This window comes from Solibacillus sp. FSL K6-1781 (assembly GCF_038630735.1).
Taxonomy (GTDB): Bacteria; Bacillota; Bacilli; order Bacillales_A; family Planococcaceae; genus Solibacillus; species Solibacillus silvestris.
The window spans coordinates 12,501-39,283 of record NZ_CP152038.1; the positions used below are offsets into that span (position 1 = coordinate 12,501).

General features: G+C 41.5%; 22 protein-coding genes, 2 rRNA genes and 1 other annotated feature (1 of these 25 only partly in view). Of the genes, 19 read left to right on the forward strand and 5 right to left on the reverse strand.

Features of this window, described 5'->3' with window-relative positions; all coding sequences use genetic code 11:
- The 5 genes from MHH37_RS00045 to asnB form a co-directional block, all read left to right on the forward strand.
- A 23S ribosomal RNA gene (locus tag MHH37_RS00045) occupies positions 1-2,680 on the forward strand; it begins 249 nt to the left of the window's first position.
- A gap of 184 nt (positions 2,681-2,864) precedes the next feature.
- Positions 2,865-2,980: ribosomal RNA gene (gene rrf / locus MHH37_RS00050) — 5S ribosomal RNA — on the forward strand.
- Between the two features lie 188 nt (positions 2,981-3,168).
- Positions 3,169-4,635 (forward strand): IMP dehydrogenase, encoded by a 1,467-nt coding sequence (gene guaB, locus MHH37_RS00055; protein ID WP_008408586.1) that lies wholly within the window; start codon positions 3,169-3,171, stop codon positions 4,633-4,635.
- Positions 4,636-4,770: 135 nt separating this feature from the next.
- A complete protein-coding gene (locus MHH37_RS00060) occupies positions 4,771-6,108 on the forward strand; it encodes a D-alanyl-D-alanine carboxypeptidase family protein (RefSeq protein ID WP_008408587.1) in 1,338 nt (445 codons plus the stop codon).
- Positions 6,109-6,238: 130 nt separating this feature from the next.
- Positions 6,239-8,065 (forward strand): asparagine synthase (glutamine-hydrolyzing), encoded by a 1,827-nt coding sequence (gene asnB / locus MHH37_RS00065; RefSeq protein ID WP_008408588.1) that lies wholly within the window; start codon positions 6,239-6,241, stop codon positions 8,063-8,065.
- Positions 8,066-8,105: 40 nt separating this feature from the next.
- On the opposite strand, the gene MHH37_RS00070 is transcribed toward asnB, so the two are convergent.
- The gene (locus MHH37_RS00070) at positions 8,106-9,509 is read right to left on the reverse strand and encodes a PLP-dependent aminotransferase family protein (RefSeq protein ID WP_342574517.1); all 1,404 of its coding nucleotides are present in this window, start codon (positions 9,507-9,509) and stop codon (positions 8,106-8,108) included.
- 156 nt (positions 9,510-9,665) lie between these two features.
- Positions 9,666-9,880 (forward strand) — a binding site (T-box leader).
- Between the two features lie 97 nt (positions 9,881-9,977).
- Between MHH37_RS00070 and serS the strand changes: the two genes are divergently transcribed.
- Positions 9,978-11,270 (forward strand): serine--tRNA ligase, encoded by a 1,293-nt coding sequence (gene serS, locus MHH37_RS00075; protein ID WP_008408592.1) that lies wholly within the window; start codon positions 9,978-9,980, stop codon positions 11,268-11,270.
- A 168-nt stretch (positions 11,271-11,438) separates the two neighbouring features.
- Here the strand turns inward: serS and MHH37_RS00080 are convergent, their stop codons facing one another.
- Positions 11,439-12,083, reverse strand: a complete 645-nt coding sequence (locus MHH37_RS00080) for a GntR family transcriptional regulator (protein ID WP_014822335.1) — start codon at positions 12,081-12,083, stop codon at positions 11,439-11,441.
- A gap of 84 nt (positions 12,084-12,167) precedes the next feature.
- Between MHH37_RS00080 and MHH37_RS00085 the strand changes: the two genes are divergently transcribed.
- From MHH37_RS00085 to MHH37_RS00130, 10 genes are all read left to right on the forward strand, one after another.
- Entirely contained in the window at positions 12,168-12,695 is a 528-nt protein-coding gene (locus MHH37_RS00085; protein ID WP_014822334.1) for a MaoC family dehydratase, read from the forward strand.
- 4 nt (positions 12,696-12,699) lie between these two features.
- Entirely contained in the window at positions 12,700-13,476 is a 777-nt protein-coding gene (locus tag MHH37_RS00090) for an enoyl-CoA hydratase-related protein (RefSeq protein WP_342574519.1), read from the forward strand.
- Between the two features lie 11 nt (positions 13,477-13,487).
- Positions 13,488-14,654 carry an acyl-CoA dehydrogenase family protein gene (locus MHH37_RS00095; RefSeq protein ID WP_342574521.1) on the forward strand — a complete coding sequence of 389 codons (1,167 nt, stop codon included), beginning with the start codon at positions 13,488-13,490 and terminating at the stop codon, positions 14,652-14,654.
- Between the two features lie 10 nt (positions 14,655-14,664).
- Complete coding sequence (locus MHH37_RS00100; protein ID WP_342574523.1) at positions 14,665-15,516, forward strand: hydroxymethylglutaryl-CoA lyase; 852 nt, start codon at positions 14,665-14,667, stop codon at positions 15,514-15,516.
- A gap of 11 nt (positions 15,517-15,527) precedes the next feature.
- Positions 15,528-16,670, forward strand: coding sequence for a CoA transferase (locus tag MHH37_RS00105; protein ID WP_342574525.1), 1,143 nt, complete (start codon positions 15,528-15,530; stop codon positions 16,668-16,670).
- Positions 16,657-18,021 carry an MmgE/PrpD family protein gene (locus MHH37_RS00110; protein WP_342574526.1) on the forward strand — a complete coding sequence of 455 codons (1,365 nt, stop codon included), beginning with the start codon at positions 16,657-16,659 and terminating at the stop codon, positions 18,019-18,021. Before MHH37_RS00105 ends, MHH37_RS00110 begins: the two co-directional genes overlap by 14 nt.
- 41 nt (positions 18,022-18,062) lie before the next feature.
- Positions 18,063-19,157: a zinc-binding dehydrogenase gene (locus MHH37_RS00115; protein WP_342574528.1), complete on the forward strand. Its 1,095-nt coding sequence runs from the start codon at positions 18,063-18,065 to the stop codon at positions 19,155-19,157.
- A gap of 101 nt (positions 19,158-19,258) precedes the next feature.
- Complete coding sequence (locus MHH37_RS00120; protein WP_014822327.1) at positions 19,259-20,092, forward strand: N-acyl homoserine lactonase family protein; 834 nt, start codon at positions 19,259-19,261, stop codon at positions 20,090-20,092.
- Positions 20,093-20,152: 60 nt separating this feature from the next.
- Positions 20,153-21,583: an aldehyde dehydrogenase family protein gene (locus MHH37_RS00125; RefSeq protein ID WP_342574530.1), complete on the forward strand. Its 1,431-nt coding sequence runs from the start codon at positions 20,153-20,155 to the stop codon at positions 21,581-21,583.
- 13 nt (positions 21,584-21,596) lie between these two features.
- Positions 21,597-22,724 (forward strand): zinc-dependent alcohol dehydrogenase family protein, encoded by a 1,128-nt coding sequence (locus MHH37_RS00130; RefSeq protein ID WP_008408607.1) that lies wholly within the window; start codon positions 21,597-21,599, stop codon positions 22,722-22,724.
- 30 nt (positions 22,725-22,754) lie between these two features.
- On the opposite strand, the gene MHH37_RS00135 is transcribed toward MHH37_RS00130, so the two are convergent.
- Together MHH37_RS00135 and tadA are read right to left on the reverse strand one after the other, a co-directional pair.
- On the reverse strand, positions 22,755-23,453 hold the full coding sequence (locus tag MHH37_RS00135; protein ID WP_342574532.1) for a YwaF family protein: 699 nt from the start codon (positions 23,451-23,453) through the stop codon (positions 22,755-22,757).
- A 9-nt stretch (positions 23,454-23,462) separates the two neighbouring features.
- Positions 23,463-23,966 (reverse strand): tRNA adenosine(34) deaminase TadA, encoded by a 504-nt coding sequence (gene tadA / locus MHH37_RS00140; protein ID WP_342574534.1) that lies wholly within the window; start codon positions 23,964-23,966, stop codon positions 23,463-23,465.
- A 103-nt stretch (positions 23,967-24,069) separates the two neighbouring features.
- On the opposite strand from tadA, the gene MHH37_RS00145 reads away from it, so the two are divergent.
- The 3 genes from MHH37_RS00145 (at position 24,070) to MHH37_RS00155 (ending at position 26,298) form a co-directional block, all read left to right on the forward strand.
- Positions 24,070-24,885 (forward strand): hypothetical protein, encoded by an 816-nt coding sequence (locus tag MHH37_RS00145; RefSeq protein ID WP_342574536.1) that lies wholly within the window; start codon positions 24,070-24,072, stop codon positions 24,883-24,885.
- 109 nt (positions 24,886-24,994) lie between these two features.
- Complete coding sequence (locus tag MHH37_RS00150) at positions 24,995-25,633, forward strand: deoxynucleoside kinase (protein ID WP_008408611.1); 639 nt, start codon at positions 24,995-24,997, stop codon at positions 25,631-25,633.
- Entirely contained in the window at positions 25,630-26,298 is a 669-nt protein-coding gene (locus tag MHH37_RS00155; protein ID WP_008408612.1) for a deoxynucleoside kinase, read from the forward strand. The genes MHH37_RS00150 and MHH37_RS00155 overlap by 4 nt, the downstream gene beginning before the upstream one ends.
- A gap of 42 nt (positions 26,299-26,340) precedes the next feature.
- On the opposite strand, the gene MHH37_RS00160 is transcribed toward MHH37_RS00155, so the two are convergent.
- Entirely contained in the window at positions 26,341-26,718 is a 378-nt protein-coding gene (locus tag MHH37_RS00160) for a hypothetical protein (protein WP_008408614.1), read from the reverse strand.
- Positions 26,719-26,783: the final 65 nt, after the last annotated feature.

The following is a 26,783-nucleotide window of genomic DNA, read 5'->3' on the forward strand; positions in this document are numbered from 1 at the left end:
GCGAGCGAAACGGGAAGAGCCCAAACCAAAGAGCTTGCTCTTTGGGGTTGTAGGACACTCTATACGGAGTTACAAAAGAATGAATTAGACGAAGCGACTTGGAAAGGTCCGCGAAACAAGGTAAAAGCCCTGTAGTCAAAAGTTCATTCCCTCCAGAGTGGATCCTGAGTACGGCGGAACACGTGAAATTCCGTCGGAATCCGGGAGGACCATCTCCCAAGGCTAAATACTACCTAGTGACCGATAGTGAACCAGTACCGTGAGGGAAAGGTGAAAAGCACCCCGGAAGGGGAGTGAAATAGATCCTGAAACCGTGTGCCTACAAGTAGTTAGAGCCCGTTAATGGGTGATAGCGTGCCTTTTGTAGAATGAACCGGCGAGTTACGATTACGTGCGAGGTTAAGTTGAGAAGACGGAGCCGCAGCGAAAGCGAGTCTGAATAGGGCGAATTAGTACGTGGTCGTAGACCCGAAACCAGGTGATCTACCCATGTCCAGGGTGAAGGTGAGGTAACACTCACTGGAGGCCCGAACCCACGCACGTTGAAAAGTGCGGGGATGAGGTGTGGGTAGCGGAGAAATTCCAATCGAACCTGGAGATAGCTGGTTCTCTCCGAAATAGCTTTAGGGCTAGCCTCGTGATTGAGAATACCGGAGGTAGAGCACTGTTTGGACTAGGGGGGCATCTCGCTTTACCGAATTCAGACAAACTCCGAATGCCGGATATTTATACACGGGAGTCAGACTGCGAGTGATAAGATCCGTAGTCAAGAGGGAAACAGCCCAGACCACCAGCTAAGGTCCCCAAGTAATCGTTAAGTGGAAAAGGATGTGGCGTTGCTTAGACAACCAGGATGTTGGCTTAGAAGCAGCCATCATTTAAAGAGTGCGTAATAGCTCACTGGTCGAGTGACGCTGCGCCGAAAATGTATCGGGGCTAAACGATTCACCGAAGCTGTGGATGCATACTTTGAGTATGCGTGGTAGGAGAGCGTTCTAACAGCGTTGAAGTCAGACCGGAAGGACTGGTGGAGCGGTTAGAAGTGAGAATGCCGGTATGAGTAGCGAAACATGGGTGAGAATCCCATGCACCGTATGACTAAGGTTTCCTGAGGAAGGCTCGTCCGCTCAGGGTTAGTCGGGACCTAAGCCGAGGCCGATAGGCGTAGGCGATGGACAACAGGTTGATATTCCTGTACCACCTCCTCACCGTTTGAGAAATGGGGGGACGCAGTAGGATAGGGTAAGCACGCCGTTGGTTGCGCGTGTTCAAGCAGTAAGGCGTGTATGTAGGCAAATCCGCATACTATAACGTTGAGCTGTGATGACGAGCTCGTATGAGCGAAGTTCCTGATTTCACACTGCCAAGAAAAGCCTCTATCGAGGTGAGAGGTGCCCGTACCGCAAACCGACACAGGTAGTCGAGGAGAGAATCCTAAGGTGTGCGAGAGAACTCTCGTTAAGGAACTCGGCAAAATGACCCCGTAACTTCGGGAGAAGGGGTGCTTCTTTGGGTGCATAGCCTAGAGAAGCCGCAGTGAATAGGCCCAGGCGACTGTTTAGCAAAAACACAGGTCTCTGCAAAACCGTAAGGTGACGTATAGGGGCTGACGCCTGCCCGGTGCTGGAAGGTTAAGAGGAGCGGTTAGCGCAAGCGAAGCTGTGAATTGAAGCCCCAGTAAACGGCGGCCGTAACTATAACGGTCCTAAGGTAGCGAAATTCCTTGTCGGGTAAGTTCCGACCCGCACGAAAGGCGTAACGATCTGGGCACTGTCTCAACGAGAGACTCGGTGAAATTATAGTACCTGTGAAGATGCAGGTTACCCGCGACAGGACGGAAAGACCCCGTGGAGCTTTACTGTAGCCTGATATTGAATTTTGGTACAACTTGTACAGGATAGGTAGGAGCCAGAGATCTCGGAGCGCCAGCTTCGAAGGAGGCGTCGGTGGGATACTACCCTGGTTGTATTGAACTTCTAACCCATGCCCCTTAGCGGGGTAGGAGACAGTGTCAGGCGGACAGTTTGACTGGGGCGGTCGCCTCCTAAAGAGTAACGGAGGCGCCCAAAGGTTCCCTCAGAATGGTTGGAAATCATTCGTAGAGTGTAAAGGCATAAGGGAGCTTGACTGCGAGACCTACAAGTCGAGCAGGGTCGAAAGACGGGCTTAGTGATCCGGTGGTTCCGCATGGAAGGGCCATCGCTCAACGGATAAAAGCTACCCCGGGGATAACAGGCTTATCTCCCCCAAGAGTCCACATCGACGGGGAGGTTTGGCACCTCGATGTCGGCTCATCGCATCCTGGGGCTGTAGTCGGTCCCAAGGGTTGGGCTGTTCGCCCATTAAAGCGGTACGCGAGCTGGGTTCAGAACGTCGTGAGACAGTTCGGTCCCTATCCGTCGTGGGCGTAGGAAATTTGAGAGGAGCTGTCCTTAGTACGAGAGGACCGGGATGGACATACCGCTGGTGTACCAGTTGTCTTGCCAAAGGCATCGCTGGGTAGCTATGTATGGACGGGATAAGTGCTGAAAGCATCTAAGCATGAAGCCCCCCTCAAGATGAGATTTCCCATTACGCAAGTAAGTAAGACCCCTGAAAGACGATCAGGTAGATAGGTTCGAGGTGGAAGTGCGGTGACGCATGCAGCTGACGAATACTAATCGGTCGAGGACTTAACCACATTTTATTGCACAAATTCAATGAAACGTTTATCCAGTTTTGAAAGAATGATCTTTCTAAGGGTTTCAAGACACAAGCTAGTCGAGGAAACGACTGAGTGATTGAAGGAGCGTACTTAAGTACGTGACTGAAAGAACGAGGGAAGTTGACGAAGGATAGCGCCGTGAATTGGAAGCCGAAAATAGTGAAGTGATGATGGCAAAGAGGTCACACCCGTTCCCATACCGAACACGGAAGTTAAGCTCTTTAGCGCCGATGGTAGTTGGGGGCTTCCCCCTGTGAGAGTAGGACGTCGCTTCGCACAATGCAAACCCGCTGAGGAATCAGTGGGTTTTTTGTTATAAACTACTTATTTTCCGTACATACGAAGAAAAAACCAAATAATATAATATTCCGAATTATTTTATTTTTTAAAGATTCTTGACAGTGATGTCCCTCGGAGGTAACCTTACAATAATATTCTTTTATAAATAGGAGGCATTCTTAACAATGTGGGAAACAAAATTTGCTAAAGAAGGTTTAACTTTTGATGATGTACTATTAGTGCCAGGACACTCTGAAGTGTTACCGAAAGATGTTAATTTATCTGTAAATCTAACTGACAACATTAAGTTAAACATTCCGCTGATCTCTGCAGGTATGGATACTGTAACCGAATCAAAAATGGCAATTGCCATGGCTCGTCAAGGTGGAATTGGTATTATTCATAAAAATATGAGTATTGATGAACAAGCAGAAGAAGTCGAAAAAGTAAAACGTTCTGAAAATGGCGTTATTACAAATCCTTTCTTCCTTACTCCAGAACATCAAGTATTCGATGCAGAGCATTTGATGGGCAAATACCGCATTTCAGGTGTCCCTATTGTAAATAACATGGAAGATCAGAAGTTAGTGGGTATTATTACAAACCGTGATTTACGCTTCATTTCAGATTACTCATTAAAAATTGATGATGTAATGACAAAAGAAGATTTAATCATTGCTCCTGTAGGGACAACTTTAGAAGATGCAGAAAAAATCCTTCAGCAATATAAGATCGAAAAGTTACCGCTAGTTGATGAAGCTGGGAAGTTAACAGGCTTAATCACAATTAAAGATATCGAAAAAGTAATTGAGTTTCCAAATGCTGCGAAAGATAGCCACGGCCGATTAGTTGTAGGAGCGGCGGTTGGTGTTTCAAAAGATACAATGATGCGTATTGCTAAGTTAGTGGAAGCACAGGTGGATATCGTTGTTATTGATACAGCACATGGTCATTCTCAGGGAGTTTTAAATACAATCAAAGATATTCGTGCAGCTTATCCGGACTTGGATATTATCGCAGGCAATGTTGCAACTGCTGAAGGGACACGTGCACTGTTTGAAGCTGGTGCCGATGTTGTAAAAGTAGGTATCGGACCTGGTTCTATTTGTACAACTCGAGTTGTTGCAGGTGTTGGTGTACCACAAATTACAGCTGTTTACGATGCAGCATCAGTTGCACGTGAATTAGGTAAAACAATTATTGCTGATGGTGGTATCAAGTATTCAGGAGATATCGTAAAAGCTTTAGCTGCAGGTGGACATACTGTAATGTTAGGTTCATTATTAGCCGGAACGTCTGAATCTCCTGGTGAAACAGAAATCTTCCAAGGACGCCGCTTTAAAGTATACCGTGGAATGGGTTCACTTGGTGCAATGGAAAAAGGTTCTAAAGACCGTTACTTCCAAGAAGATGCGAAAAAGCTCGTTCCAGAAGGAATTGAAGGACGTTTACCATACAAAGGGCCTTTAGCAGATACAATTCATCAATTAGTTGGTGGTGTACGTGCCGGAATGGGTTACTGCGGTGCACCGAATTTAGAACAATTACGTGAAAAATCACAGTTCATCAAAATGTCAGGTGCAGGACTACGTGAATCACATCCACATGATGTACAAATCACAAAAGAATCACCAAACTACTCTTTACAATAATTGCTAGGAAACTTTCAAACGTTACTATCGTCAAATTGAAGATAGTAACGTTTTTTTATTAACAGAAGGTCACATACAACTACTTATGTATGATAAAATGACGTTAGACAAGATTAAAAATTTGGAGGTAGCTTTGTGAAGAAGGTAAAAAAGCAAACGGTTTTAAGTATTGCCTTAATCCCGATTTTAATACTTAGCATGCTGGCGATGACACCTGCTAAGACAAATGCAGCAACGGATTTAGGATTAACGGTAGATGCAGCAATTTTGATTGACGCAGATACAGGAAAAATTTTATATGAGCAAAATGCGGAAACAGCTTTAGGTATTGCAAGTATGACGAAAATGATGACAGAATATCTATTACTTGATGCAATCAAAGAAGGCTCAATTTCATGGGATCAGGAATATAATGTAACAGAGTATACATATAAAGTTTCCCAAAATCGTTTATTGAGTAATGTGCCGTTACGTGCGGATGGTACGTATACGATTAAAGAATTATATGAAGCAATGGCAATCTATTCTGCAAATGCTGCTACAATTGCGATTGCAGAAACAATTGCAGGTACAGAAAAAGAATTCCTGAAATTGATGGATAAAAAAGCAGAAGAACTTGGTTTGGAAAATTACAAGTTTGTAAACGCAACAGGCTTAAATAATGCTGACTTACAAGGCATGCATCCAGAAGGTACTGGAGAAAAGGATGAAAACGTTATGCCTGCTCGTTCTGTAGCAAAATTAGCATACAACTTATTAAAAGATCATCCTGAAATGTTAGAAACAGCAAAGATTCCGAAGAAAGTATTCCGTGAAGGAACTTCGGATGCAATTAGTATGTCCAACTGGAACTTCATGCTACCAGGCCTTGTATATGAATATGAAGGCGTAGACGGGTTAAAAACGGGTACGACAGATTTTGCTGGTCATACGTTTACAGGTACGGCTAAACGCGGAGATACACGTTTAATTGCTGTTGTTATGAAGGCAGTGGATTCAAATGGTGTAGGTTCTTATAAAGCACGTTTTGATGCGACAGCGAAGTTATTCGATTATGGATTTGGTCAATTTTCAAAAGTAGAACTTCTTCCAGGAAACTATGTATTTGAAGAGCAAAAATCAATTCCTGTTATAAAAGGGAAAGAGGACTCTGTCAAAATTGCTGTAAAAGAGCCAGTTTCTGTAATGGTGAAAACAAGCGAAAAAGATTCATACGTTCCGACATTAACATTGGACAAGAAAGAAATTGAAGCAGGTATTGAGAAAGACCAAGTTGTCGGACAGGCTGTACTTGCACCTACAGAAGGTGTAGATTTTGGCTATATTGACGGCAATGGTATTGTTGCAGATGTTGTGACGACAGAACCAGTAGAACGTGCAGGGAAAATATCATTAATGTTCCAAGGTATCGGAAGCTTTTTTGGTAACCTATGGGATGGTGTATTCGGATTTGCAGGTAATTTAATTAAATAATAAATGAGCTTTTTTACAAGTAAACACTTGTAGAAAGGCTCTTTTTTTTGTCAGAATGAATTTTTTCGAATGGGACAATTTGTCGATAATCCATACAAAACATACATTGATACATGGAGGGATAATAATCATGTGTGGAATATCAGGTTGGATCGATTTCTCGACTCATTTAGTAAATGAGGAATCGATGATAAAAAAAATGACGAGGACGCTTTTACACCGAGGTCCGGATAGTGAAGGGTACTTTATAAGCAAACATGCTTTATTAGGCCATAAACGGCTTGCAATTATCGATTTAGTGACTGGAAGCCAGCCAATGACACGCGGTGAGTTGACCATTGTGTACAATGGCGAAGTTTACAATGCAAATGAGCTTCGCGAACAGCTTAAAAGTCTAGGCCATTCCTTTCATACATCATCCGATACAGAAGTCATTTTAATGGCGTATGTTGAGTGGAAAGAACGCTGTATGGAGTACTTAAATGGAATATTTGCTTTTGCTGTATGGAATGAGCAGGAGCACTCGTTGTTTCTATGTCGTGACCGGCTAGGGGTAAAGCCTCTATTTTACTATGAGCTTCCGGATGGGCTATTGTTCAGCTCTGAAATAAAAGGGATCCTGGCACATCCTGCTGTAAAGACGGAAGTTGATGCAGAAGGGCTTGCCGCATTATTCAGTCTTGGTCCTTCCCGTATTGTAGGGCATGCCATATTTAAAGGGATTAAGGAAGTTAAACCCGCATATGCAATGATAGTGCGGAAGGATTTCAGGAAAAGCTGGCAGTATTGGGATATTGAAAGTAAACAACATGAGCACTCAGAGGCAGAAACGATTGAGAATGTCCGGGAACTCGTAACAAATGCGATTATCCGTCAATTAATAAGTGATGTGCCGCTCAGTACAATGCTTTCAGGCGGGCTTGATTCAAGTATCATTACGGCGGTTGCTGCCCGGCAACTAGCGAAAGAACAGAAAACATTATCAACGTATTCCGTAGCATTTGAAGAAAATGACCAACACTTTATGCAAAATTCATTTCAAACGACTCAGGATGAATACTGGATCGGCAAAATGCAACAGGCATTTCAGACAAAACACCGACAAGTGACATTGACTCAACAAGAATTAGTAGAAGCTCTGGAACAGGCGATGCGTTTAAAAGATATGCCGAGTATGGCGGATATTGACAGCTCGTTTTATTTATTCTGCAAAGAGATGAAAAAAGAACATACGGTAGCGTTATCCGGTGAATGTGCGGACGAAGTATTTGGTGGTTACCCATGGTTTTATGAAGGAAAAAAGGGAACACTCTTCCCGTGGCTACGCTCCACTAAGGAACGTGAACAGTTATTTAAAGCAGATTGGCAAAAGCGTCTGCAATTGCCGCAGTTTATGCAAAGTACTTATGAAGAGGCAGTTAAGGGAATGCCTGCATTTTTAGGAAGTAAAGAAGAGCAGGAACGTCAGCAGCTGTTTTATTTAAATAACCAGTTTTTTATGCAGACATTATTGGAGAGAAATGACCGGATGACAATGGGCGCAAGTATGGAAGTCCGGGTACCGTTTGCAGATCATACGATAATTGAGTATGTATGGAATATTCCTTGGGAAATGAAAAATAGCGGCGGCATGGAAAAAGGGATTTTACGAAAGGCATTTCAGGATATTTTACCGAAGGAAGTCGTGGAACGTAAGAAAAATCCGTATCCAAAAACGTACCACCCAAAATATACAGAACTCGTTCATCAGCGACTGCAGCAAATTTTAAGGCAGAAACACTCAGTTCTCCATGAATTGTTTGAAAAAGAGCAGTTAGAGCAATTATTAGCTACAAATGGCCAATCGTTTCAAATTCCTTGGTTTGGCCAGTTAATGGCGGGGCCTCAGCTCATCGCCTACTTTATACAATTACATGAATGGGTCGAGCAATACCGCATCAATATTATTACAACATAAAGAGACGTTCACATACGGAACGTCTCTTTAAAAATCCCTTCTATATTAACTTTTTAGAAATCCTCCAAATTTTCATTAGCTGATGAATGTTCGGCTCAATATCATGAAGCTGCAAATTGCCAAATCCTAATAAAAACGTTCTTTTGGAGTAATGCTGCTCTGTTAAATAATAATTCGATAACGGTAAAATATGAATGCCATTCTGGCGTGCAACCTGTTGCAGTTCCCGTTCTGATTTCTCATGGCGGAAGGCAACAAGTATGTTTGTACCGGCAGCATCCCCGGAAATCGTGATTTGGGGGTAATGATTTGAAAAGACTTCAATGCATTTATCATGCTTTTTGCGATAAATTTTACGCATACGGTTTAAATGTTTGGCAAAGTGTCCGTCTTTCATAAATTTCGCTAAAATGTGCTGTTCAAACCGCGGAACGGTAGAAGAATAGTAATTGAAATGCTCCTGATAGCGTTGAACAAGTGTCGGCGGCAAGACGAAAAAAGCAACGCGCAATGATGGCATCAATGATTTTGTAAAGGTACTTAAATAAATGACACGATCATTTACATCAAGTCCTCTAAGAGCCGGAATTGGCTTTCCAATATAGCGAAATTCACTATCGTAATCATCTTCAATTATAAAACGATCTGGTGCTTTTGCTGCCCAGTTCAATAATTGTGTCCGTCGGTTAGCTGAAAGAACCGCACCAGTCGGGAATTGATGCGAAGGTGTTATATACACGACATTGGCATTCGTTTTCTGCAATTGTTCAACAACAATTCCATCCGTATCAACAGAAATCGGGATAGCGAGCTGCCCTAATTGATGACGTGGAATAGGTGAATAACCTGGATTTTCAAAGGCGAGCTGGGAATTAGTATCTAAAATTTTTAAAATCATAGGCAGTAACTGCTCAGTACCGGAACCAATGACGATTTGCTCTGGCTCACACTCGATCCCGCGCGATTGGTGTAAATAATTTGCAATTTCAATACGTAGTGCATGCTCACCTTGACGTTCCCCAGTTTGCAGTAAATGTTTGAAAGGTCTATCCAGAACATCCTTTGCATATTTACGCCATATCGTAAAAGGAAAAGCATCCTCATCAATTTTTGCAGAGGAGAAGTCAATTTTATATTCCATAGTTTCTGTTGTCTTTTTAATTTCTTTGTTCGCGATATCACTTTGGCGGTAAGGTAATGAATCTATTTCTTCAACGAAGTAACCGACACGCGGTTTTGATATAATATAACCTTCCGCCAACAGCTGCGAATAGGCGAGCTCGACCGTTGTTTGACTTATATTGAAAAAATCCGCCAGTTCCCGTTTAGAAGGCAAACGCACACCTACAGCCAGCTGGTTGTTAGTAATCGCATTTTTTATGCCGATATACAGTTGTTCATATAGTGGTATCGTATGGTCCTTTTGAAGCTGAAAGAAAAGCATTTTCTTATCCTCCTTATGTAACCTTAATGAAATTTCAATTTTAACTAATATTGATGGTGTCAGAAAAGTATAGCATGTTGTAGAAAATTAATGAATGTTTTCATCGGAACTTGCAAATGTATATGGTTTTATAGTACAGTATGGTTAAATTTATAAATGAATTCGATGATAGGAAGTAGTAGCAAGCCCGTTTTTTTCAGAGAGTCAGCGGTTGGTGGAAGCTGATAAAAACACTTGTGAATCCGTCCTTGAGATGCTTTTTCCGAAATAATAGTAGGTGGAAGCCGGCTTACCAAAGTCGTTAATTGTTAAGAGGAATAGATTTTTTCTATTCAATTAGGGTGGCAACGCGGGTAGCTCTCGTCCCTTTCATAGGGATTGAGGGCTTTTTTGTATTTAATCCGCTAGTACATTAATGTAAAAAAGTGCTCAAGATCATCATTTCATAAATTTTAGGAGGAAAAAACTATGTTAGATATTAAACGCGTCCGTGACAATTTTGAAGAAGTAAAACGTATGCTTCTTACACGCAATGAAGATTTAGGGAATTTGGACAACTTCGAAAGCTTAGATACGAAACGTCGTGAATTAATCGCCAAAACAGAAGTATTGAAAGCAGAGCGCAATAAAGTGTCTGAGCAAATTTCTGTTATGAAACGTAACAAAGAAGATGCATCAGAAGTAATTGCACGTATGCGCGAAGTAGGCGATGAAATTAAAGCATTGGATGCCGAGTTAAATGCCATTGAAGATGAATTTAAAGATATGATGATGCGTTTGCCGAACATCCCGCATGAATCAGTACCTGTTGGCACAGAAGAAGATGATAATGTGGAAGAGTACACTTGGGGCGATGTGCCGGCATTTAATTTTGAAGCAAAAGCACATTGGGATATTGCCAAAGATTTAGATATCGTAGACTTTGAGCGCGGAGCTAAAGTTACGGGAAGCCGTTTCTTGTTCTATAAAGGTTTAGGCGCACGTTTAGAGCGTGCTTTACTGAACTTCATGATGGATCTTCATTCAGACCAGCATGGCTATACAGAAATGCTGCCACCGCAAATCGTTAACCGCGATTCACTGACGGGTACAGGCCAATTACCGAAGTTTGAAGAAGATGTATTTAAATTAGTTCGTGAAGAAGATGAAATGGATTATTACTTGATTCCAACTGCTGAAGTACCGGTAACAAACTATTACCGTGATGAAATTTTATCAGCGGATATGCTGCCGCAAGCGTTCTCTGCATTCAGCGCTAACTTCCGTTCAGAAGCAGGCTCTGCAGGTCGTGATACACGTGGACTGATCCGTCAGCATCAGTTCAATAAAGTAGAATTAGTTCGCTTTGTTAAACCGGAAGAATCTTATGAGCAACTTGAAATTTTAACAGGTCATGCTGAAAAGGTATTACAGCTTTTAGGATTACCATACCGTAAATTAAAAATGTGTACAGCTGATTTAGGGTTCACAGCCGCGAAAAAATACGATTTAGAAGTATGGATTCCAGCTCAAAACATGTACCGTGAAATTTCTTCTTGTTCAAACTTCGAAGATTTCCAAGCGCGTCGTGCCAATATCCGTTTCCGTCGTGAAGCAGGAGCAAAGCCGGAATTCGTTCATACATTAAACGGTTCAGGTCTAGCAATTGGTCGTACAGTAGCGGCAATTTTGGAAAATTACCAGCAAGAAGATGGTTCTGTTGTTATTCCAGAAGTATTACGTCCATACATGGGTGGCGTAGAAGTCATTATTGCAAAATAATTTAAGTAAATTAAAAAGTGTGTTGAAACAACAATTTCAACACACTTTTTTTATTTTCTGCGGTAAAGATATTTCGGAATATTTAGTAATTTGTTTTACAAAACGAGAATATTTTGTTATATTCGAGAAAATAGGATATTGGATACAATATTTTAAGATTTCTAGATTTTATTGAATAAAGTTTTTAAGGACATCATATTTTGCACGTGTAATATGTTGCTCTAGTAATTGGCATGTAAGCTCGATGTTATTGTTAGCCAAAGCTTCCACCATTAAATCGTGTTCACTAATGGAAGTAGCAATTTGGTTAGGTAAAAGATGTGGTGTTTGTTGAGGGAAACCGGTCCACAAATTTTCAATAATATTATTTAATTTCCCCCAAGGACAGTCTTTTATTAACAGATGATGAAATTGAATATTAAGCTGAATATATTCATCTGTATCATCCGTTTTCTTCATTTTCTCGTTAAGATTACGCAACTGATTTACTAGTTGTGATGACATCGTTTTCAAACTTTCGGCAGCCGCCAGTGGCTCAAATTTTGCTCGTAAAAAATAAATCTCTTCCAGTTCGTGTATTGTAAATTGTTTGACGACAGCCCCTTTATGCGGCTCAACTGTGACATAGCCTTCAGCAGCCAACTGTTTTATCGCTTCCCGGATTGGCATTCTGCTAACGTTTAATGTCTTCGCCAATTCATCCTGGACTAGGCGTTCGCCAGGTTGTAGCTGACCTTTAATAATTGCTTCACGCAGAATCCGGTAAATTTTCGAGGGTAATGTTTCAGCAGTTAAATCATGATCAAATTTCATAAAAACACCTCATTGTGTGTTGTATTTTGGATCCAATATACAATATACAGGAAAACTATGCAAACTTTAAAGGGGGATGTTGTGATGGAGCAACAAATTCAAATTGGATGGCAAGGACGGTTTTATGAAGACTTTGAAGTAGGCGATAAAATTGCACATGCGTTAGGCAGAACAATTTCGCAGACTGATAATAGCTGGTTTACACAGCTGACGCAAAATACAAACCCTATTCATTTTGATCACCATTACGCAAAGCAAACAGAGTTTCAAAAGGCAATTGTGAATTCCGCATTTACTATTGCTCTTGTAACGGGACAATCTGTTTCGGATATTTCCCAAAATGTAATGGCCAATCTTGGCTGGGATGAAGTTCGGCTTCCGCACCCGGTTTTTGAAGGCGATACCATTTACTCCTATACAGAAATCTTATCGAAAAGGGAGAGTGCTAAGCGGAATAACGTCGGAATTATCGAAGTGAAAACAACTGGCTACAATCAGGACGGGCAAATTGTCATTCATTTTAAACGTACGATGATGATTTATAAAAAAGGCTATGCACCAAATATCATGAAGCCTTTGATCGATCAAGTAATCTCACAGGACGGGAAGTGAACGAATGGAATATATTCAAGTTTCATATGAATATGAAGAGAAAATTGCGATTGTTACGTTAAATCGACCGGAGATGCGCCATGCATTTAACACGGATATGGCGAAGCAGCTGTTAACTGTATTTCAGTCATTCAATGAGCAGCCGGTACGCGTCGTCATTTTAACTTCCTCCACTGAAGATGCCTTTTGTTCAGGCGCGGATTTAAAAGAACGGAAAGGGATGAGTGAGGCAGAGTGGACAAAACAGCATCATTTATTTGAACAGATGTTCCAGGCAGTAGCCAATTGCAAGCAACCTACCATTGCTGCGATCAATGGCTATACTCTTGCAGGAGGGTTTGAACTTGCTTTAAATATGGACTTAATTGTTGCTGGTAAAAATACAAAAGTAGGGCTAACAGAGGTCACTCGAGGTATTATGCCAGGCGGAGGGGGAGCACGTCTACTGCCAAAACGTATACCGCTTCATACCGCAAAAGAATGGCTATTTACAGGTAGGATTGTATCCGCAGAAGAAGCACAGAACGCAGGGTTATTTAATCGAATTGTCGAATCAGAAGAAGTAATGAATATCGCAATTGAATTAGCCGAAAAAATTGCAGGCAATGCACCTTTAGGAGTTCAAGGTGTTAAAAAAGTAGCAGAAGTCAGTTCATTGAAAGCATCTGAAGCATTCCGTATTGAAATCGAAACTTACAACGAGGTTATTTATTCTGAGGATCGAATGGAAGGTATTTTAGCATTTAACGAAAAAAGAAAACCTAATTTTATCGGACGGTAGGAGGAACTCAAATGATGTTAACAGAGAATCTGGCATTTTTAGAAGAACTTCGTGAAGGTGTAAGAGCAGTTTGTAAACGTTTTGATGGTGAATACTGGCGGAAGTTGGATGAGATCGACGGATATCCGACCGAATTTGTGGAGTCGATTACGCAGGCAGGCTTTTTAGGAGCTTTAATACCTGAACAATATGGTGGATCGGGTTTAGGAATACTGGAAGCATCCGTAATTTTAGAAGAGATTAACCGCTCAGGCGGGAATGCGGGCGCATGTCATGCACAAATGTATACGATGGGAACAATTTTACGGCATGGTTCTCCGGCACAAAAGGAAAAATATTTGCCGAAGATTGCGGACGGATCGCTTCGTTTACAAGCATTTGGGGTGACAGAGCCTAATACTGGCACGGACACAACAAACTTAAAAACGTTTGCGAAACGCGATGGCGACCATTATATCGTGAATGGTCAAAAGGTATTCATTTCCCGTGCAGAGCATTCGGATTTAATGATTCTACTAGTTCGTACAACACCGAAAGACCAATGCGTTAAAAAGAGTGATGGCTTGTCTGTGTTAATTGTTGATTTGAATGAAGCAGTTGGAAATGGTTTAGAAATACGCCCAATCAAAACAATGATGAACCATGCGACAACAGAATTATTTATCGACAACTTAAGGGTGCCGGTAGAAAATTTGATTGGTGAAGAAGGAAAAGGATTCCGCTATATTTTGGACGGAATGAATGCCGAGCGGATTTTAATTGCTGCGGAATGTATCGGTGATGGTCGCTGGTTTATTGAACGGGCAACAAATTATGCAAAAGAACGGGTTGTTTTTGATCGTCCAATCGGTCAAAACCAAGGAATACAATTTCCGATTGCCCAGGCGCATATCCATATTGAAGCGGCAGACTTAATGCGCATAAAAGCTGCGGAACTTTATGATCGCCGGCAAGCTTGCGGGGCAGAGGCCAATATGGCGAAGTTACTCGCTGCAGATGCATCATGGGAGGCAGCCAATGTAGCCATTCAAACATATGGCGGCTTTGGCTTTGCCGCAGAATATGATATTGAGCGGAAATTTAAAGAGACGCGGCTATATCAAGTAGCTCCAATTTCAACAAACCTGATTTTATCATACGTCGGAGAACATATATTAAAACTTCCAAAATCTTATTGAGGTGAAAATCATGCACTTTCCAAAGCAAGTTGAAATTATTGAAGTAGGTCCACGCGACGGTTTGCAAAATGAATCACGCTTTGTGCCAACAGAGGAAAAGAAACGGTTAATCAAGCAATTATATGAAGCGGGCTTTCAGCGTATTGAAACGGCATCGTTTGTTCATCCGAAAATTGTCCCGCAAATGGCGGACGCACAGAAAATTACGGCATTTTGCAATGAACTGGAAATGGAATATATCGCTTTAACCCCAAATATGAAAGCACTGGAGCGTGCCATTGATGCAGGTGTACCGCAGATTGCGGTATTCGTCGGGGCAAGTGAGACATTCAACCAAAAAAATATTAAGCGTTCCATTGAAGAGTCTTTGGCAGAATGCAGCGAAATGTTCCGGCATGCAAAAGCTCAGAAAAAGTTTATTCGTGGCTATGTGTCGATGTGTTTTAGCTGTCCGTATGAAGGAGCCATTTCCTATGAGCAAGTTAAGCGGGTCGTAGCGCAATTTGTAAATGACGGGGCTGATGAAATTTCAATTGGTGATACGAATGGACAGGCAAATCCGCGCATTGTGTATGAACGGTTCAGCGCATTGAAAAAAGATTTTCCGGATACAACATTCGTGGCTCATTTCCATGATACAAACGGTTTTGCCTATGCAAATATTATTGCCGCATTAAATGCGGGAATAGAGAAGTTTGATAGTTCGATTGCTGGTCTTGGCGGTTGTCCGTTCTCACCTGGGGCTACTGGAAATGTAGCAACAGAGAAAGTGGTGGAGCTGTTTGAAGCAATGGAAGTAAAAACAAATATCCACCAGGAAAAATTAAAGGACGTGGCAAATTTCGCTTACAGTTTAGTTTAAGGAGGGCTGAAATGAAACCATTACAAGGGATACGTGTTCTCGATATGACAACAAATATTTCAGGGCCGACATTAACAATGATTTTAGCCGATTTAGGTGCCGAAGTGATCAAAGTAGAAAAGCTGAGCGGCGATGAAGCGAGGAAGATGGAGCCTAAATATCAGGAAGATGGCGTGTATTTTTTGAACATTAACAGGCAAAAAAAATCGGTCACCCTCAACATGAAAGAAGATTCTGACCGCGGAAAGTTAATGGGACTCATAAAAACAGCAGATGTCTTCGTGGAAAATTACCGGTTGGGTGTAGCACAAAAACTAGGCATCGATTATGAAGCGGTAAAGCAAATCAATCCGAAACTAATCTATTGTTCCTTATCCGCCTATGGCCAAAACGGTCCAAAGAAAAAATATCCAGGCTATGATGCCATTATGCAAGCTGAAACAGGCATTATGAGTATTACAGGAAGTACTGATTTAGCAAGAGTGCCGGTTTCATTAATTGATCAGGGAAGTGCCATGTGGGGGGCGCTTGGTATTGTATCTGCCATTTTACAACGTCATAAAACAGATGAGGGCAGCCTTGTGTCGACCTCTTTGTATGAGACCGGGGTATTTTGGGCGAACTATCATTTACTTTCAACAAAGTTAACAGGTGAAAATCCCGAAAAACTAGGTTCCAATCATGGGGCATTTGCGCCTTATGGGGCATTTCAAACTTCAGATGGTGCCATCATGATCGGCATCTCGAACAATAAATTATTCGAAAAACTTTGCGAAGTATTGCAAAAACACGAATGGATTGAAGATGGCCTCTACCATACGAATGAAGAACGAGTTAAAAACCGTTTACTTCTTAGTAAGGAAATTGAACAAATAACAATGACGGAAAAAAGCGAGGCACTCATTCAAGCACTGGAAGCTGGCGGTGTACCAGTAGCGCAAGTGAAAACAATGAAAGATGTACTAGTGGATCCGCAGCAAATAGAAAATAAACTGATTGTACGTCTACCACATATACGTGATAAGGAAATGTATGCAACGAGAATTCCTCTAACGTTTTCAAATTGTGATATAACACCTACCACCCCTGCACCATTGTTAGGGGAGCATAATGAAGAACTGTTAGGGAGGGATTATGTTCATGACATTAAGTGAGCAATTGGCACAATATATTGCGGATGTACGTTTCGAGGATATACCGCAGGATGTTGTACAGTTTACGAAGCTATGCATTGTCGATTATTATTCGTCTTTACTGAAAGGTCAGGAAGCAGAACCTGTTCGGATGATGGAACAAGTTGCGCAATTAATAGGCGGAGAACAACAGGCAACGGCAGTAACGGGGTTGAAGACGAGCATAACAAATGCAGCGTTCATTAATGGCGGCGCGAGTCACGTAATAGAGCTCGACGATATTCATAAAGCATCCATTGTGCATGCGGCAACTGTTATTATGCCTGCAGCGATTGCCATTGCAGAATGGAAAAATTTATCCGGCAAACAATTGATCGAGGCCATTATTGTGGGATATGAAGTGGCGTTTCGCGTAGGAGAAACGGTCACGCCTTCCCACTATTACTACTTTCATAATACGGCAACCTGCGGAACATTCGGCGCGGCAGCAGCAGTGTCAAAGTTATTGGATTTATCCAAAGAACAAATTGTCCAAGCATTTGGTTCTGCCGGCACTCAAGCTGCAGGGTTGTGGGAATTTATCGAGGATGGCGCCATGAGCAAGCAATTGCATCCTGGTAAAGCAGCGATGAATGGTATTTTAAGTGCTCTGTTAGCACAGCAGGGTTTTACAGGAGCAACAGCCATTTTGGAAGGGCGTAGAGGATTTTTTGAAGCAATGAGTGACGAGTACGATGTAACACGTATGACCGAAAAATTAGGTAAGCAATACAAAATTACCGAAAATGCCTTTAAAGTCCATGCATCTTGTCGTCATACCCATGCCGCAATGGACTTGGCGCTTGAACTGCATAAAAAAGTAGAGAAAAATGGCATTGATTTTATAAAATCAGTCGAAGTAGGAGCATATCAGGTGGCGCTGGATATTACGGATGCAAAAAGTCCGCAAACAATATATGCGGCAAAGTTCAGTATGCAATTTTGTGTTGCTTTAGCGTTATGGACCGGTGAAGGAGGATTTGATGCCTTCAATGCAGATATATTGCAAGACCCAACCATTCGAAAGCTGATGGAAAAGCTGACCGTATCTGTAGATAAAAATATTAACAGTCAATATCCGCAAGAGTGGGGCGCGAAAATTCAAATTCATTGGCAGGATGGTTCAAGTGACGTTGTGCAAAGCAGATTTCCTAAAGGGGATCCGGAAAATGCATTAACAGGCCAGGACTTTATTAATAAGTTCAATAGTTTAGTGCCTTTAGAAGAGGCTCATAAAGAAAAAATTATTCATGACTTATTACATTTAGAAACGATTCAAGTACAGCAGTTAATCCGTACATTACATCCCGTAGAGCATATTTCGATTGTGTAGTAGCTATTCAATTTTCAGAAAAATGAAGGGCGAGTGAGTGCATGCGTGAGACAAAGGGAAGAGTTGCCGAAATGACATCCCCGATGGAACTCGTTTTTAAAGAGTATCCATTGGTGGAGCCGGCACCAGGAGCGGTAATTGTAAAAATCATTCAAACAAATATTTGCGGATCTGAACTGCATATATGGAAAGGGCATCATCCGGTCATACGCAGTGGGGCTTTAGGACATGAAATGATAGGTGAAATTCATGCGTTAGGTGAAGGAGTCGAAACAGATTTTGCGGGTACCCCTGTAAAAGTCGGGGACCGAATTGTAAGTGCTTACTTTTTGACTTGCCGTAAATGTCCGCCTTGTCAGCATGGACAATTTAACTTATGTGAAAATGCTTATAAGTATTGGCGTTTACCGACAGAGGAAGCACCGCATTTCCATGGGACATTCGGTACGCATTATTATATTCATTCCGATCAGTATTTTTATAAAGTACCAGACAATATATCAAACAGTGTCGCAGCAAGCGCAAACTGTGCATTATCCCAGGTGTATTTTGGGCTGGAGCAAGGAAATGTTGTCTCAGGGGAAACAATTCTCATTCAAGGCGCGGGCGGACTCGGATTAAATGCGATTGCTGTTGCGAAAGAAAAGCAATTGAAAGTCATTGTAGTAGATGGTGTTGAAAGCCGTTTAGAACAGGCAAAGACATTTGGTGCAGATGAAGTAATTTTAATATCGGACTTTCCAACGGTTGAACAGCGCGTTGCACAAATTATGCGTCTGACAGGAAATCAAGGAGTGGATGTTGCCCTCGAAGTAGCAGGTGTTCCTCAGGCTTTTGCTGAAGGTGTGGAGTATATTCGAGCTGGCGGCCGTTACATTGTAATCGGCAATATCTCACCTGGACAAACGGTGGAATTTGATCCTGGTTATTTAACGCGTAAAGCAATTCAAATTATTCCCGTTCTGCGCTACAACCCATGGTATTTAAAAAAGGCACTCGACTTCCTGGAGCGCAATATTGACCGCTACCCGTTTGAAACATTATTGGATGCAAGCTTTAGTTTTGAGGAAATTAAAATAGCGTTGGATGAATCCGCAAAACGTACGGTTACACGTGCCACGATCATTCCGACTTAAAAGTATGGATCTTGAAAGGTGGTGACGGTGGATTTACGCTTGCAATGCTGAAAAAAATAGAAGTCTTGTAAAAAAATAAAAACATTATGGGAGGAATTACGATGTGTAATAAAAAAGTATACGTGCTTGATACAGGGACAATGAAAATGGATAAAAACTATATGATTGCCATGCACAATCCAGCAAGCATCACTAATCCGAATCCGCCAGCCGAGTTTGTCGAGTTTCCCGTTTATGCAGTACTGATTGACCACCCAGAAGGAAAAATTTTATTTGATACAGGCTGTAACCCGGACGGAATGGGAGATGATGGGCGTTGGCCGGAAGGGGTTCAGCAACTGTTCCCTGCCTTCCAAAGTGAAGAATGCTATTTGATCAATCGACTTGAACAATTGAAAGTTCGCCCGGAAGACATCAAATATGTCATTGCCTCACATTTGCATTTAGACCATGCAGGTTGCCTGGAGTTATTTACAAACGCAGAAATTATCGTTCATGATACGGAACTGTCAAATGTCATGAAAACATTTGCGATGACCCGAAATATGGGGGCCTATATTTGGGGCGATGTCATGGCTTGGATTCAAAAAGAACTGCGCTGGCGTACTATTAAACCTCATGAAAAAGAAGTGCCACTAGTAGAAGGCATTAAAATTTTAAATTTTGGTCCAGGGCATGCTTACGGTATGCTGGGCTTGCACATCGAACTCCCGGGTCACGGAAATGTTTTACTTGCATCCGATGCATTATACACAGAAGAAAGCTATGGTCCACCAGTTAAGCCGCCCGGAATTTTGTATGATTCAGTAGGCTACAACTCTACTGTAGAAAGAATCCGAGAATTTGCTACACGTAATGACTCTGAAATTTGGTTCGGACATGATTCAAAGCAATTTAAATCGTTTATCAAATCGACAGAAGGCTATTACGAATAATAAATTTGCACCCTAAGTAAGCCTTACTTAGGGTGTCATTGTCATAACGGAGGGAAGAATATGCAAAAAATAGGATCTGTACTCAATGGAGAGCACCGTCTTCAAGAAGAAAAGACGATGGATGTTTTAAATCCTTTTAATCAGGAACTGATTGCAACAATTGCCTGTGCCTCAATTGAAGATGTACATGAAGCAATTGAAGTCGCACAGCAAACATTTAATGCAACGATGCGCAAAATGCCTGCACATGAACGTAGCCGTATTTTACGTAAAGCTTCATTGTTACTTGAAGAACGGAGCGAACAGTTTGCGAAAACCATCTCTTTGGAAGCAGGAAAACCGATTAATGAGGCACGGGGAGAAGTAACACGAGCGGTTCAAGTGCTGCTGTTCGCAAGTGAAGAGGCAAAGCGGCTGGCAGGAGACCAGATTCCGATGGATAGTGCAATTGGCGGCGAACGTCAAATTGGCATTGCAAAACGTGTACCTTTAGGAGTAATTGCTGCCATTACGCCATTTAATTTCCCTTTAAACCTAGCTTTGCATAAAATTGCTCCGGCCATTGCTGTTGGAAATACAGTCGTTTTGAAACCAGCCGAAAAAACGCCGCTGTCTTCTATTTTGCTATATGAATTATTGCAGGATGCGGGATTGCCAAAAGGAGCGTTAAATATCCTTCAAGGGCCAGGCACGGAATTAGTTGAGCCACTGGTAAAACACCCTTTTGTGAAAAAAGTAACCTTTACGGGGAGCGGAAAAGTAGGATGGCATATTCATGAACTGGCAGGAAAGAAGCCGGTAACTCTTGAGCTTGGCTCCAATGCTCCGAACATTATATTTGCGGATGCCGATTTAGAGTACGCAGCGTCTACCATTACGATGTCCGGTTTTACATTTGCCGGTCAGGCATGTGTTTCTGCACAGCGGATATATGTCGAGCAATCTGTTTATGACCAGTTTGCACAATTACTACAGGAAAAAGTGGAAGCGCTGGTAATAGGGAATCCTGCTGAGGAACAAACACAACTGGGGCCAATGATTACAGAAGACGCGGCAATCCGTGCAGCAACCTGGATTGAAGAAGCAGTATCACAAGGGGCAACAATTCGTACGGGCGGAAAGAGGAACGGCACATTACTCGAGCCGACCATTTTGGAAAATGTTACAAAGTCGATGCAGGTCGTATGTATGGAAGTATTTGCCCCGATGGTTGCACTCATACCATTTACTGAAGAGGACGAAGTGTTGGCCGCTGCCAATGATTCAGATTACGGATTACAGGCAGGTGTGTTTACTTCAGATATTAACCGTGCCTTAAAGTTTGCAGAGGAGCTGGAAACAGGAGGCGTTTGGATTAATGAATCTTCGGTACGACGCTTTGACCATATGCCATATGGCGGGATAAAAGAGAGCGGTACTGGAAAAGAAGGAATACGTTATGCAATTGAAGGGATGTCAGATTTAAAATTTATAGGAATTAAGTTAATTTAAGGAGGACATCATCATGAAAATTCGATCTGCCATATTACGCTCATCCGGTGTAACTAAGCCCTATGCGGAAAGCAAGCCGATCCATATCGAAGAAATTGAGTTGGATGCTCCTCAAGAAGGGGAAGTATTGATTCAAATAAAAGCGGCAAGCCTTTGCCATTCGGATTTGTCAGTCATTAACGGGAGTCGTCCACGTCCTTTACCAATGGCTCTTGGTCATGAAGCAGCAGGAATCGTTAAAGAAGTAGGGCCTGGTGTTATGAACTTTAAGCAAGGAGATAAAGTAATCTGCGTATTTGTACCAAGTTGCGGGCATTGTGTACCTTGTGCAGAAGGACGTCCGGCATTATGTGAACCGGGTGCAAAGGCAAATGGAGACGGAACATTGATCGGTGGCGGGGTCCGTTTACATGCAGGGACTGAAAAGATTGGGCATCACGTTGGGGTATCTGCCTTCTCGGAGTATGCAGTCGTATCGCAGAATTCCCTCGTAAAAGTGGAAGAGGACTTGCCATTTGAAAAACTGGCGCTCTTTGGCTGTGCAGTTATTACAGGGGTAGGCGCTGTCGTAAATACAGCGAAAGTCCAGCTTGGAAAAACAGTTGCTGTTGTCGGTTTAGGCGGAATTGGCTTAAGTGCGCTGCTCGGGGCCATTGCAGCTGGTGCCCGTGAAGTAATCGCAATTGATATTAATGAAAAGAAGCTGCAGCAGGCAAAGGAATTGGGGGCAACAGCCGTCTTTAATTCGAAGGATGCTGATGTAGTCGCACAAGTGAAAGCCTATACAAATGGCGGGGTTGATTATGCTTTTGAAACTGCGGGTGTCGTTCCAGCGATGGAAGTGGCATATGCCATTACAAAGCGTGGCGGTACAACAACGACAACAGGACTGCCACATCCTGAACATCAGTTTTCTTTCCCTTATGTAACATTGACAGCAGAAGAAAAAACGCTAAAAGGTTCATATATAGGAAGCTGTGTGCCATTAAGAGATATTCCGCATTATTTGCATATGATGAAAACCGGAAAACTGCCGGTCGATCAGCTGTTATCAAATATTATTACACTCGATGAAATAAATGAAGGTTTTGATCTATTAGCGACAGGCGATAATTCTCGAATCATTATTAAAATGGATTAATGAAAAAACATAATAAAAACGGCGAAACATCTACTCTGTAATGTTTCGCCGTTTTTGTATAGCAAGAAGTACATAAAGCACTATCCAAATACTAACTATAACTCCGGCTAAACTTAATAAATAGCCAGCTGCCCCAAATGCATCGTATAGCCATTGAAGAGGCGTTCCTTTTACAGGGCGATTTAAAAACATAAAGTTCGTACGGAAATGAGCATTGTATATATAAATTGGCGGAACTGTGATAAGCAGAAACAAGAGAGCCCGCCAAATATCCGTAAAAGTTGTCATCAGCTGTTTTTCCAAAATCAAAACCGCAACAAATACGACGAGCAGTGCATGAAATAGAAAGCTGTGAAAATGCAAAAAGTCGCCAACCGGATCAATTGTCCACCCGGGGAATAAAAGTGCAATTGCAGCTCCGGGCAACGTAAGCGTGTATAGTAATGTAGCTGTTGTCCGTGTTGGAAAATACGTATGCCAGCCAATAATGAAAATGCCAAAGCCGCATAAATGAAGCGGGGGACTCCAATACGAATATTGGTCCGTTATGAGTAAATAAAGTTGCTTTGCTATTTCTGAAAACAGCAGCAGCCAGAATACCGTTTTTTGAAAAACATATTGTTTTTCACGAGAAGAATAATGATAAACATATAATGAAACAACTAAAAAACCGGCAATAAAAATAAGCCACATTATATGGATCGAATCGAAAATGGTAAATCCGTTCATTCCATCACCTTACTTTTCGGTTTGTTGTTTTCTCGCCAACTTCTCTGCTTTTTTACGCTCGCGTAGCGCCTTGAAAAAGTCCGTTAAAATTTGTCCGCATTCTTCTGCCATCACACCTTCTGTTACAGTACATTCATGATTAAAACGCGCATCATTCAGCAGACGGTATAATGAGTCGACACAGCCTGCCTTTATATCCCGTGCCCCGTAAACAACCCGAGGTATGCGCGACTGTAAAATAGCCCCTGCACACATCGGGCAAGGTTCAAGCGTGACGTACAAAGTAGTTTCTTCTAAACGCCAGCTGCCAACTTTTTTGCAGGCTTCCTGAATGGCCATGCTTTCTGCGTGTGTCAGTGCATTTTGGGTTGTTTCGCGTAAATTATGTGCACGTGCAATAATTTCATCTTTATATACAATAACTGCGCCGATCGGTACTTCCCCAAGGGCAGCTGCTTTTTTTGCTTCTTTCAATGCTTCCTGCATGTATTGGTGATCTTTGTTTTCGAGCATTCATCTATCACTCCTTAAATCCTAGTTTAGCATGCCGGTGAATACTTGAGCGACAAGAAATAAATCATGCTATGATGAAAGAAAAGTTTGAAGGAGTACAGCGATGAAGTCATTTCAAACAGAGAAAGAAGTAGATGAGTATTTTGATAAGGCATTGGCTGATCTGCATAAAGAGTATGAACAGAAATTGTTGACGATTGAGAAAAATGAACAACAAGTAACTGACACATTGCAAAAGCAATATGAACAGCAAAAGGTAGCCATTGCACAGCAGCATGAAAATGAAGAAAACAATCTTAACAATAATCGTGAACAAGCGATCGAAAAAATTAGAAAGTTATTCGACCATAAAAGAAAAGTCCTATTGGAAAACTATAAAATTACTTATGAAGAAGAAAGAAAAAACCATCACGTCAATAAAATTGAACTACTAGAGCAAAAACAAACGGAAGAACGCAGGAAGTTTCAATTTTACCATGATCAGCAACAAGCGCCATTAGCACAAATTGAACAAGCTCCAGATCTGACAGAGGCAATGGAACAGGCAATGGATAATTTATATCAGGAGTTAACCGACATCTTGATTAAATATAAACAGCAATTCGAGGAAGCCGAACAACAGTTTGAAGAAAGCTGCCATGAACTGGTGCTACAACGTGATGAGGCAATCGAAAACCTAGTTGATAATGAAGCAGCTTCACAAAGCCAGCTAGACGACCAGTTATTCGAGGCGTTACAGGATTTAGCCGAAAAAACAGATAAACAATATGAGCAAATAGAACAAAGCCTATTGGAAAAAGAACAGTCTCTTCAGGAAATGGTACTTGCTCAGCAAGAAAAAATTACCGCAGACTATGATAAACAGCGTGAAAAATTATTTGAACTACAAGAGGAAGCACTAGCACAATTTAATTACTAGAAATTGGCTATGCATGAATTCGGTAAAATAGAATTGTTTGCTTTGTTGTCTAAAGAGCGTTGTGATAAAATTAAAAGCATTGACTATAAAAAGAGAAGGAGCACTTCTAATGTCTGTGCCATTTATAACAGTAGAAGGTCCGATTGGTGTTGGGAAGACCTCATTATCTAAGGCCGTATCACAAACGTTTGACTATCATTTATTAAAAGAGATTGTAGATGAAAATCCATTTCTCGGTAAGTTCTATGAAGATATTAGTGAGTGGAGCTTCCAAACGGAAATGTTTTTCCTGTGCAATCGCTATAAACAGCTATCTGATATTCATGAAATTATTGAAGCACAAGGGCCTGTAGTGGCTGATTATCATATATTTAAAAATTTGATCTTTGCAAAGCGTACTTTAAAGCCGACAGAATATGAAAAGTACGAGTCGATCTACCGAATTTTAACTGCTGATATGCCAAAGCCCAATATGGTCATTTACTTACATGCAAGCTTGGATACATTAATGAAACGAATCGCAATGCGCGGTCGGGAAGTGGAAAAGAATATTTCCCGTGAATATATGGAACAACTTTCAAGCGATTATCATCAATTTATCGGACATTTTGAAAAGATGCATCCAGAAATTCCTGTTATCTCATTAAATGGGGATGAGCTTGATTTTGTGAAAAGTGAAGAAGATTTACAGTACGTACTACGATTAGTAGAGGAAAAGTTACAACAAAGGAGTTTGCATCAGAAATGAACTTAAGAGAGAAGTACAATATTCCTGCGAATGCAGTGATTACAATAGCAGGAACAGTCGGTGTCGGAAAGTCAACAATGACTAAAGCATTATCACAGAGCTTAAATTTCCGTACATCTTATGAAAAGGTTGATACAAACCCTTATTTAGATAAATTCTATGACGATTTTGAAAAGTGGAGCTTCCATTTGCAAGTATATTTCCTTGCTGAACGTTTTAAAGAACAGAAGCGTATTTTTGAATATGGCGGAGGCTTTATACAAGACCGTTCTATTTACGAAGATACAGGTATTTTTGCAAAGATGCATTATGACAAAGGGACAATGACACCGACAGATTATGAAACATATACAAATTTGTTTGATGCGATGGTGATGACACCGTATTTCCCGCACCCGGATTTGCTTGTATATTTGGAAGGTCCGATTGATGATGTGATTGGTCGTATCCACGAACGTGGACGCGAGATGGAGCAGCAAACACCTCATTCGTACTGGGAAGAAATGCACGGACGTTATGAAGACTGGATTAACAATTTCAATGCATGTCCAGTATTGCGTATTGATATTAACGATTACGATCTAATGAAAAATCCTGCACAAGTTGAGGATGTCGTTGCACGTATCGGATATATGCTTGAACAAACAAGCCATTTACGAAAATAATAAAAAGGACTGATTTCTATATGTAACGGAAATCAGTCTTTTTTATTTCGTCCAAACAATAACAAAAATGGGTGTCATAATGAGCAGAAAGACAAAAAAGCTCCATAAAACTTGTTTACCTGTCGTCATATTTTTAGGCTTCATACTGATGGATTCGTATAGCTCATTCACTGCGCGCTGTTCCCTTTCATAAAGCATCCTCTGAAAAGAAGCATAATTTTCGATGTATGACGCCGGATTTTCAAAATGAAAGCGAATCGCCCGTATATCATCTGTAACGTCTTTATCCTGGTGCATATACGTAATTGTAGGAGCAAGACCACCTGTCAGTCGGGCAATAACTTTGATATCGAAGGTCTTCATCTTATAAGTTGTGTTCCCGCTTTCATCTGTTACTATTTCAATAAGCGGATTATTCATGTATATCCCTCCTTTCTTTTATTTCCAGTATTCCCAACATAGAAAAGTTTTTAACGATTTAAAAA